Origin of the sequence: Hyella patelloides LEGE 07179, assembly GCF_900659865.1 — a bacterium.
GTDB lineage: Bacteria > Cyanobacteriota > Cyanobacteriia > Cyanobacteriales > Xenococcaceae > Hyella > Hyella patelloides.
On sequence record NZ_LR214033.1, the window covers coordinates 1 to 9,767 of the forward strand.

Consider the following 9,767-nt stretch of genomic DNA (forward strand, 5'->3'; position numbering starts at 1 on the left):
CCAGGGTAAGCTCATCTTATTTTGTATAAAATGTACTTGACAAAAAGCGAGTGATAATTTTTTTTCAAAAAGTAATGGTGTTTCGCAGATATTAATGTAGTTTCAATCTAAAATAAGGTAAATTGAGGCTATTAAGGGAAAGAATTGATGGGTAAAGGATTTGTATCTGTAAAAGCTAAATCAAAAAAAACCGCAGCTAAAACCGCAAAACTAACCCCGATTTCTCAAGTACAAGCTAATTTATCTAGTTATTTTAATGATATTAAAGACCCTAGAGTTAAGAGAACGAAAAAACACTTGTTGAAAGATATTTTAGTTATTGCAATTTTAGCTGTCATTGCTGGAGCAGAAGGCTGGGAAGATATCGAAAATTATGCTCAAGCTAAACAGCAATGGTTGTCATAATTTTTAGAATTGCCTAATGGAATACCGAGCGATGACACCTTTCGACGGGTTTTTGAGAGGATAGATGCCTCAGCTCTAGAGGCTAGTTTTAGCAGATGGATAGAAGAATTAATCCCTTCTTTGAATCAACAGATTGTGCCTATCGATGGTAAATGTTTGAGGGGTTCTTATGACCGTGAAGGGGGACTAAAAGCTTTACATCTAGTAACTGCATGGGTTGCAGAGCAGAATTTAACTTTAGGACAAGTGAAAGTAGAAGACCACTCTAATGAAATAACGGCTATTCCCGCCTTATTAGAGTTAATTGATCTTACTGGGGCAATTGTGACTATTGATGCCATGGGAACACAAACTGAAATTGTGCGCTTAATTCGTGCCAAAAAAGCTGATTATGTCTTGGCACTCAAAACCAATCATCCTACACTTCACGCCCAGGTGAAAAAATGGTTTGAGTCGGCTCTTGCCAATAACTTTGAAGGGATTAATAGAACTTATGACCGCCGAGTGGAAAAAGGACATCATCGCACCGAAAAACGCCTGGTTTGGGCTGTGCCTCTATCTGAGTTTGGTGGTCTCTATAAACAAGGGCAGTGGTCAGGTCTTCAAACCATTGTGATGGTGGAGAGAACCCGCCATCTCTGGAATAAAGTTACTCACGAAGTCCAGTTTTATCTGTCTTCTCTACCCGCAGACGCTCAGAACTTGGGTCATGCTATTCGCACCCATTGGGGAATTGAAAACCAAGTCCATTGGACTTTGGATGTAACTTTGCGGTGCGACCCTGCGGAGGTTTCCTCCGCTAAGGAACGCGCACCAAGACATAATGAGGATCATTGTCGCATCCGTTCTGGCAACTCCCCTCGTAACTTTGCTCTTCTCAGACGCATGGCATTAAATGCCCTGAATCAAGAGAAGAGTCTCAAGCGTAGTCTGCGTCAAAAAATGAAGCGCGCAGCTATGAATAATGACTATATGATGACTGTTCTACAATCCTTTTGTCAATAGGGTTTGAGATGCTCTTACCCTGTTTAAATATCCTTAATAATTTAACATTTTTAGGCAAAAAATCCCCACAGCACATATAACTCAAGTAAAATTCAATTTAAATATAAATAAAACTTATTTTTAATCAGTTTACCAGAACTATAGTACTAATTAATGCCCCTTGAAAGTTAAATTCTTAGGTCGCGTGAGCTACTTTTGAAAAACTTGTCCATCTACTGAGAATTAGATATTTCCATCGCCATTGGTTGCTCGCACAATCAAAAGCGCAAAAGCGACCAATTATGATCGCAAAATCTTCCATCGATTCGTGAAGCACTTTGTCGCCGTAAAGATAAAGTGGCATCTCTAAACTTTGAGGAAAATCAACAGGAAGAGGAGGAAACTCTGTTAAAGGAAAAAGGCGATCGCTTTGAATCTTGGCGGGCTTTGAAATTAATTCCAAGCTATTCGCAAGTTGTTCGATGAATAGTGCAGTCAGAAAGTTAATGTCATCCAATCTATTTATTCGATACAGATAGGAAATACTATGCTGTAGTTTTTCAATGCCTAAATCTTGAGAAATACGCGAAGCATATTGGATGGGATTATTCTCAATAGATCGATCTAAATGATTCATATTAGTAAACGCGATCGCATAAGTTATGCAATCTTCTTTGAGAGTAGATAAGGTAAATATAAAAGTATATTAGCAATAATAGCTATATTAGCAATATAAAAATTTGAATAAGATATTGTGAGAAAATAGAGTGTACGCGACATTGAAAAACGAACAGCGAGTGGTAGATAAGCGCAGATCGTCTGAATACAAAGAATTGAGAGGATTTATCCCCAAAGCTTTGACTATGGAGTTCAAAGCAGCCTGTAAAAAAGCGGGACAAAATATCAACGATACTCTGGAGGAAGCAGTCCGAGATTGGATAGACAAGCAAGAACGATCGCTTTCTTCAAGGCAAGAAAATGTGTATCGGGGGAATTTTTCTCAAACTGCTTCGATTGACGATCTAGCCCATGATGTTGATACAGTGTTTGCCTCTTTACCTACAGTTGCAACTGCAATTGATGGAACTCTAGAAAATCCTGAATGGGGTTTAAAGCATTTGGCAAAAGAAACTAAAATTTCTGTAAGTCGGTTAAAAAAGTTATTATCTGGCGGTCGCCCCTCTGATGAAGAGATCGAGAATTTAGCGGGCTGTTTGATTAAAGTTGATGGATTGGCTTTTGATGCGGAAGAGTTGACGGATATGCGTATTGCTGAAGACCTGAAACAAAGGCAATTGGAGCGATTGAAAAGACAACAGAAAAAGCCTCGGAGTTAAATTATCTTATAAACTTATAAACTGACGTTACGCAGTCAAACGAGATTTCAATAGTTTGAGTCACGTCTTGGTAATCAATTTTGAACAGAATTTCAATAGTTCCAGTTTTTAAGTGCGTAACATCAGTTATAAATAGAGAAAGATCCCTTTTAATAAGGTTTTTGCCTCTTTGCCATCGAACTATACTTCATTCCGCAGTTGTTGCATCTACCTTCTATCCACTTAGCAGGAACGGGAAAACGCTCACCACAACTAGGACATTTAGAGAGCAATCTTAATTTATGGCGATCGCATCCCGCAGTAGATTTAAACTGCCATTCCAAACGATGATAAGGGCGATCGCTATAACAAGCAGCACAAAGTCGAATTGGCTCTAATTTCATAGGCTGGTCTTTAGTAGGCAGTGTGGCAATCAACTCTTCTAAATCCATCTCCATTACTTTGCTGACTGCTTTTAGCTCCTTCTGAGTAGGAAAATGATAAAAGCGAAACTTCTCCCAACGAGCCGTAACAGCTCCAATTCCAGCAAATCTACCCAAACCACCAGAGGAAGAAAGACTGTTTACTTCGTATCTTCTCCACCTGCCTAAATAGTGACTAATACTTTCGCCTTCATAGGGTTTTGACGTAACCTGGACGAAACCATACACTTTGATACCTTTCTGTAATCTATAAGTTAACTCTAGCGGTTCTGGTAATACCAAGAACTTCATCAATATCAGTCCTTTTCTCTGAATCAGGATTTAAAGTATGCTTTAGTTGCGCTACGGCAATCTGTTCTAAACACTTGTATAAAGGCTGTATTAAACCACTAGAGAGAAGATACAACCTTTCGATAATTTCTTCATTGTTAGCTAAATTCAGTTTTTCTTCCCACAGTTCCAAAACTTCTTCTTCCCATGCTGCGACAACTGAAGCTACTTCATCTATTGTCAATGTTCTATAGTTATGAACTGCTAAAAATACATTACTAATATGCTCGTATCCTCTAGACCTCGATAATCTATCTTCGAGATCGTAAGCTCCTGACATAATTACAGGAAGTCTCAAATCTTCGTAAATTTTAATCAATTCAACCATTGCTTTACGCTTGAGAAGGTGAGCATCATCGACGATCAAAAGTTGAACTTGATATGATTTGAGCGTTCCCCTAACACGCTTTCTCAAGTCTCTCAAATTACCAGTATTGAGAGGACGTTTCAAAGTATTCAAGATATCTATATATATGTCATTTGCACCTCCAGGGAGACTGGTTTTAACGTATAGAACTTTTAAAGGAATGGAAAGTAAATTACCTTTTTGACGTGCCAAACTACAGGAGTAATCGTAACAAGACTGCGATAGATTAGAACCTTTATCCTCTATCAGAGCGAACGGTAGAACACAATGCAGCTAATCCTTCCTGTTCTACTTTTGTTACCATTCGCCGAATAGTTCTGGTGCTTTTTTCTAGCTTGTTTGCTGCTTCTTCTATTAGCCTACTTTTGTTTTTGCGATCGCTAGCATGACGGATTTCTGCGATTAATTCCATCTCTAGCCTTTGGTCTTCCGATAGCTCAGTTAAAAGCTTGTATTCTTTCAATTGCTCTGTAGTACTTTGTTCTTCTTCAGAGTTTTTTTCAACAGGTATGTCAATCATAATTGCGATCGCTAATTTTTATCTTGAGGCAGCCTTCTTGCTCAAATCTGGTAAAAGTCACGAATTTATTTTAGCGTTATACGCAATAATAGCGAAATGCATTTTAAGCTTACTACATTCACATTCAAAGTAAAGAAAATAGGGCTTTGTCGATTTCCAAATACCTGCTTGATAATAATCTTTCTTTTTGTCAATAGATCGAATCACCGTTTCATGGGATCTCGATCGCACCTTTGTCTTAGCTTCACAGAGACAATAAATAGCAACAAATATAGCATCTGCTAAAAAATCAGCAATAAATACAACATGACCGACCGAGTGGCGAACAATTGCGATCAAGAGAAAACCATTTCTCTTCGTCAGCTAAAAACCATGCCACAACCTCAAATTGGTTTGCTAATCAAAAAACTGCGTCAAGAAATGGAACTAACTCAAGAAGAGTTTGCTTCCGACTGGAGTTTAGACTAAAAAGATTGAATATATAGTCAACTTAATAAAGGGATATATTCTGAAAACCGACTTTATTCATCAAAAAAGTTGGCACAATTTAAGCTGATAACTTTTCTGCCTTGGCTTTTTTCTGGCTTTCAAATCTTCCTTTTCCTTTTTTGACCACAGGATATCTAATTTTTTTCGCCCTAATTCTGCCTGGTTGCCAACAGTCGTGATTTTCCGCGAGGTTTGGGAGCAGATGCAGGTGTTCCCAGAGTGGCAATAATTGTTCCAAACCCTTGCGCCACTCTTCCAGGGGTTAAATTAATTTGTGGTTTTTGCCAAGGTAAAGGATGATCCACCATCATCTCACGAGCCAACCAGAGTTCCCAGGTCATCATGGGGATTAAATCACTCCATCGGTCACACTGTTCTTTAGTACCGAAGTTTGGCAAAGAGAGCGTGCAATCTTTGTTTTGCGAAGCGATACCAATGTTCAATAGTAAAACGACGTAGATACAATCTAACTACTTCAATTAACGTGGGCATCTGTTCACCATACCAAGCTAACCACAATGGCTTACTCTTGGGAGAATCTAATTGTTCGACTCGAATCAAAGAGAGTTTTTGGTCGGCAGCTTGTCTAAAATGTAATTTGTGCCACGCCTCTATATGAAGTAATCCTAATCTGGGATGTTCAACGAATTCTATTTCATCTTCAAGATGCCATGTTTGGCGGTCATTAAGCTTGAATTTGTCTCCATGTTTTCGTGGACGACCACGACCAGAATGAGCCATTGGTTCGCCCCAGAAACAACGATTAGAACTCAAGCGCATCAGCTTATCACAAGGGATATCTGCGGTTTGCTGTATAAACGATGCACAACCATATTGGCTATCCACTACTAGAATTGGTCTGACCTCTAATTCAAAACAAACTTTCCTCAATTGTTGACTCATTTTACTGATGGCAGTTTCACTACTACTGATTCTTTCGTGAAGTAACGGCAACGCCCAACTGCCTTGTTGTTCGGGGATGTAAGCTATGGTGCTGTAGCCAAAACCGACTCCTATTGGTCTCTTAACGGATATTCTATGGGGCTTATGCTCATAGGTTCTTTCGAGAAAGTGTGAGAGCATCTGGTCTGAACCAAGCACTATGATCTCCTACTAATAGTGGTCTTTGATTCAATGCTACTATTTGTTGGCTCATTATTGCCATCATCTTCTCTCTTGATGGATTACAATCTTCTAATGCTTCGTAAGTACTGTGCCATTTTCGTCGAAATACTGGTGATAGGGACAATTCCGCCAGACTTTCAGGACTACGAGTTAATATAGCTGCATCTGTTAGTTCAAACACCGCATCTTTGGCGTTGCCTAAACAATGATATACTTGTTCACGAAATAATTTTAAATTAATATCGGGCATTTTTGAGAACTTTTTGACTAAATGCCTGATTTTACCTTGATTTCCCGATTTTTCCACTTCAGTTGTTTCCTTGAACAAATATTTCAAGTAGTTAGTTTCACTTCAGTTTACTAAACGGTTTAGTTTTTCCTGAATTTAATTTATTTAGTCTAAACTCCAGTCATTACGATCTTCCTTGGAATCCCAATCGTTTGGAGCAAAGGGAAGGAAGGGTAGATAGATACGGACAACCAGCGACGAAAGTTAAATGTATAGTTCTTTATGGTGAAGATAATCCCATTGATGGAGCAGTACTAGATGTTTTGATTCGTAAGGCGAACAAAATTCACCGCGCTTTGGGCATTAGCGTACCCGTACCAATGGAGAGCAATTCAGTAGAAGAAGTTGTATTTAAGTCTCTGTTCGACAAAATAACCGAAGTCAAACAATTATCTTTATTCCCCCCCGAAGTAGAGCAATTAACCTTAGATTTAGTTGTCAATGATGCTCCTATTGTGGAAGTACATCAAAGCTGGGATCGAGCAGTAGAGAGAGAAAAACAAAACCGTACTCGCTTTGCCCAAAGAGCGATTAAGCCAGAAGAAATCGAGCAAGAGTTAAAAGAGAGCGATCGCATTTTAGGCAGTCAAGAAGATGTCGAAAAGTTTGTGCGTAATGCGTGTGAGAGATTAAATTGTCCTCTTGTTAAAAAGAAACAAGGTTGGCATTTAGCCACTATTCCCGAAAAACTTGAGTTTATTTTCGGCTCAGAAACTCGTCTTATTACTTTTGATTCTCCAGCACCAGAGGGAATGGAATATATAGGGCGCAATCATCCCATTGTTGAAGGGTTGGCAAGGTACTTATTAGAGCAAGTCATTACAGATAAGGACTCGTCGTCTGAACTTGGTTCAGACGCTTGTGAAGCCCGTAGCGAATCTTCTGTGGCTTCTCGCTGCGGTTACATTGTTACCGATGCGGTAGATCGAGGGACTACAATTTTACTGCTACGCTTACGCCATTTGCTATCTAGTTCCAAACATAATGATTTATTAGCAGAGGAATGTTTAATTGCAGCTTATACGGGTTCGGCAACCAAACCTCAATGGCTAGCTGAAGAAAATGCGATCGCGCTCTGGCAACAAGTAGAGCCAAAAGACGACCATAAGCTACCGAGAATGCAAGCCAGGATGGAAAGAATAGTTTCGGGTTTGCCAGACTTAGAAATAAAGTTAAAAGCGATCGCACAAGCCCAATCCCAAGCTTTAGAAGAATCCTATCGACGAGTCAGAGCCATCACTAAAGAAGGCAGAGTGACCGTCAAGCCTCAGCTACCAATGGATATTTTAGGTGTTTATTGGTTACAGCCTCTCTAATAGACAAATAATAAAAATTTTTTAAAATCGTTATGAATACTACTACTACGTATCAGATTGAAGGTAATCTGATTGGTTTTGACTTGGCTATAGAACTAAAATCTGGTGAATTTAAGGGTCAGTCTGCTTCGGATTTTAGGCTGGCAAAAAATCAAAAATTAGAAGATGAAATTGCGATCGCTTTCGGCTATGCCAAAGCTTATTGGACGGAGTTTCAAGTCAGATTGGCTCAGGACAAAACAGAGACAGCAACCAGTATTACTAGAGAATATTGGGCGGTGCGCCTTCTCAAGCTACTGGGCTACGAACTTACATATCAGGCTCAAGCATCAGTTGTCGAGGGTCAAACTTTTGCTATTTCCCACCGTGCCGAACCAGGGGAAGATAAACCACCCGTTCATATTATCGGTAGTCGTCTCTGTCTTGGTGCGCGTTCCCTTGCGTCTTACGCCGACGCGGGGTCGCACCGCAAGTTAGAACAAAGATCGGGAAAACCCAGGGATGACGACGTTTCGCCCAACGGCTGATTTTCTTGTACACTAAATCATCTAATCTGTTGAAGATTTTCTGACTACAGACTGATGAGAAGTAGTTTGACCATCCCTTGATAATCGGATTAAGAGCAGCAATCAAGTCAGCTTGAGATACTGCCTTACGCTTATCAATGGTCTGTTTCAGCTTTTGATAGTGCGTTTGTTGACTATCTTTGCTGGGCTTAATCAGGGTTTTATAACCCCGTCGAGAATGATATTTCCCTACTGGATACTGCCTAATGTTAAAACCGAGAAAGTCAAATCCAGGGGATGACCCTTGATATGATTTCAAAGTATGTACTAGGCGTGTTTTGCTCGGTTTCAGTGACAATCCTAATGTTCCTAGCCACTCAGCTATTATTTCCTTACATTTGAGTACAACTTCTTTTTCTTCGTGCATACAGACAAAATCGTCTGCATACCTGATGAGATGAAGGCTTCTTCGTTTACGTTCTTTGGAGAGGTAGTTGCCGTTGGGATAAAAGAGTTTCAATCCCTCAGCAAAATCTTTAACCAACTTCTCCATTCCGTGTAAGGCAATATTAGCCAATAATGGTGAAAGCGTTCCACCTTGGGGAACTCCAGCTAAACTGGGTTCTAACTCTCCATTATCCATAATTCCCGCTTTTAACCAGGCTTTTATTTGTTGCCTGAATTTAGGAAAGGTTTGGAGTTTATCGAGAAGAACTTGATGATTGATTTTATCGAAGCATTGAGCAATATCGGCATCTAAGACATATTTAGGTTTTTGACTAATAGCGATATGTATTGCTTCAATCGCATCATGACAGCTTCTGCCAGGGCGAAACCCATAAGAATTGGGTTCAAAAAGAGCTTCCCACTGTGGCTCTAATGCCAATTTAACCAGAGCTTGTAATGCTCGGTCATAGATAGTGGGGATTCCCAAGGGTCTCTTTTCCGTCTTTCCTGGTTTGGGTATCCAAACTCGACGTACTGGTTTGACTTTATGTCCCAGTTTTAGTTGACCTACCAAATTCAGACGTGCTTCTGGGGACAGAGATTTTACTCCATCCACTCCTGCCGTCTTTTTTCCTTGGTTATCTTGGGTAACTTTCCTAACTGCTAGGCATTTTGCTGACCATGAGTTGACCATCAATCTTTGAAGTTTGTGGACTGTCAGTATGTCACCACGACCACTGGCTTGATAGATTCGCTTTTGTAACTTGTAGACAGAACGTTCTAGCTTACGCCAGGGGATGTTTTGCCATTCATACGTAGTCTGATTTAACTCGTTCATGGTATAAATTACTAATCACGACTCTATCTTCTGTCTTACCGTGTGTCCGTCAGCCTATCCTTTCCATTACACAAAGGCATTTGCTTCTGACACAATCCCTCCACTTTCCTGGTTTCTAGCTAGCAACCCACTCAGATATTCTGAGAACCAAGAAAGGGTTAATTCGTTCCTATCGGTCATTGGTTTGAATCCGTAGAGCCTATATATCCACCGAGATGAATTAAGAGTGTTTGTTAATACTTCGCTGCATGAACCTATCCCACTAATAATAGATAAAATAAGAAGGTTGTAACTAAACGACTGAAGATGCCAGGCAAATTTGAGGGATTAAATGACCTAGAGTGGAAGCTATTTCAAGATATTTTTCCTAAAAAGAAAAATTCCGAAAAGCG

The 9,767-nt window shown here is 39.8% G+C and carries 8 protein-coding genes and 2 pseudogenes; 4 read left to right on the plus strand and 6 right to left on the minus strand.

Features of this window, described 5'->3' with window-relative positions; translation table 11 throughout:
* Nucleotides 1-147: 147 nt before the first annotated feature.
* Nucleotides 148-1,410, plus strand: a pseudogene (locus H1P_RS27240) (ISAs1 family transposase).
* Nucleotides 1,411-1,585: 175 nt separating this feature from the next.
* Here H1P_RS27240 and H1P_RS27245 read toward each other — a convergent pair.
* Nucleotides 1,586-2,026, minus strand: a complete 441-nt coding sequence (locus H1P_RS27245) for a hypothetical protein (protein ID WP_144873650.1) — start codon at nucleotides 2,024-2,026, stop codon at nucleotides 1,586-1,588.
* A 142-nt stretch (nucleotides 2,027-2,168) separates the two neighbouring features.
* Between H1P_RS27245 and H1P_RS27250 the strand changes: the two genes are divergently transcribed.
* The gene (locus H1P_RS27250) at nucleotides 2,169-2,726 is read left to right on the plus strand and encodes a hypothetical protein (protein ID WP_144873653.1); all 558 of its coding nucleotides are present in this window, start codon (nucleotides 2,169-2,171) and stop codon (nucleotides 2,724-2,726) included.
* A 149-nt stretch (nucleotides 2,727-2,875) separates the two neighbouring features.
* Here H1P_RS27250 and H1P_RS27255 read toward each other — a convergent pair whose 3' ends face one another.
* The 3 genes from H1P_RS27255 to H1P_RS27265 are packed head-to-tail and all read right to left on the minus strand — an operon-like array spanning nucleotide 2,876 to nucleotide 4,365.
* Nucleotides 2,876-3,439 (minus strand): TniQ family protein, encoded by a 564-nt coding sequence (locus H1P_RS27255; protein ID WP_144873656.1) that lies wholly within the window; start codon nucleotides 3,437-3,439, stop codon nucleotides 2,876-2,878.
* On the minus strand, nucleotides 3,396-4,037 hold the full coding sequence (locus tag H1P_RS27260; RefSeq protein ID WP_186376167.1) for an AAA family ATPase: 642 nt from the start codon (nucleotides 4,035-4,037) through the stop codon (nucleotides 3,396-3,398). Before H1P_RS27260 ends, H1P_RS27255 begins: the two co-directional genes overlap by 44 nt.
* 43 nt (nucleotides 4,038-4,080) lie before the next feature.
* Nucleotides 4,081-4,365 (minus strand): hypothetical protein, encoded by a 285-nt coding sequence (locus H1P_RS27265; RefSeq protein ID WP_144873662.1) that lies wholly within the window; start codon nucleotides 4,363-4,365, stop codon nucleotides 4,081-4,083.
* Nucleotides 4,366-4,671: 306 nt separating this feature from the next.
* Here H1P_RS27265 and H1P_RS36580 point away from each other — a divergent pair, with 306 nt between their 5' ends.
* Nucleotides 4,672-4,833, plus strand: coding sequence for a hypothetical protein (locus tag H1P_RS36580; RefSeq protein WP_186376168.1), 162 nt, complete (start codon nucleotides 4,672-4,674; stop codon nucleotides 4,831-4,833).
* A 79-nt stretch (nucleotides 4,834-4,912) separates the two neighbouring features.
* On the opposite strand, the pseudogene H1P_RS39555 reads toward H1P_RS36580, so the two are convergent.
* Nucleotides 4,913-6,229 (minus strand): annotated as a pseudogene (locus H1P_RS39555) (NF041680 family putative transposase).
* 191 nt (nucleotides 6,230-6,420) lie between these two features.
* Between H1P_RS39555 and H1P_RS27275 the strand changes: the two are divergent.
* Nucleotides 6,421-7,584, plus strand: a complete 1,164-nt coding sequence (locus H1P_RS27275; RefSeq protein WP_144873664.1) for a hypothetical protein — start codon at nucleotides 6,421-6,423, stop codon at nucleotides 7,582-7,584.
* 402 nt (nucleotides 7,585-7,986) lie between these two features.
* Here H1P_RS27275 and ltrA read toward each other — a convergent pair whose 3' ends face one another.
* Nucleotides 7,987-9,375, minus strand: a complete 1,389-nt coding sequence (ltrA, locus tag H1P_RS27280; protein WP_144873667.1) for a group II intron reverse transcriptase/maturase — start codon at nucleotides 9,373-9,375, stop codon at nucleotides 7,987-7,989.
* Nucleotides 9,376-9,767: the final 392 nt, after the last annotated feature.

Coding starts and splice junctions, on each gene's coding strand:
- H1P_RS27245 (WP_144873650.1), bottom strand. CDS start 2,026: ATGAATCATTTAGATCGATCTATTGAGAATAATCCCATCCAATATGCT.
- H1P_RS27255 (WP_144873656.1), bottom strand. CDS start 3,439: ATGAAGTTCTTGGTATTACCAGAACCGCTAGAGTTAACTTATAGATTA.
- H1P_RS27265 (WP_144873662.1), bottom strand. CDS start 4,365: ATGATTGACATACCTGTTGAAAAAAACTCTGAAGAAGAACAAAGTACT.
- H1P_RS36580 (WP_186376168.1), top strand. CDS start 4,672: ATGACCGACCGAGTGGCGAACAATTGCGATCAAGAGAAAACCATTTCT.
- ltrA (WP_144873667.1), bottom strand. CDS start 9,375: ATGAACGAGTTAAATCAGACTACGTATGAATGGCAAAACATCCCCTGG.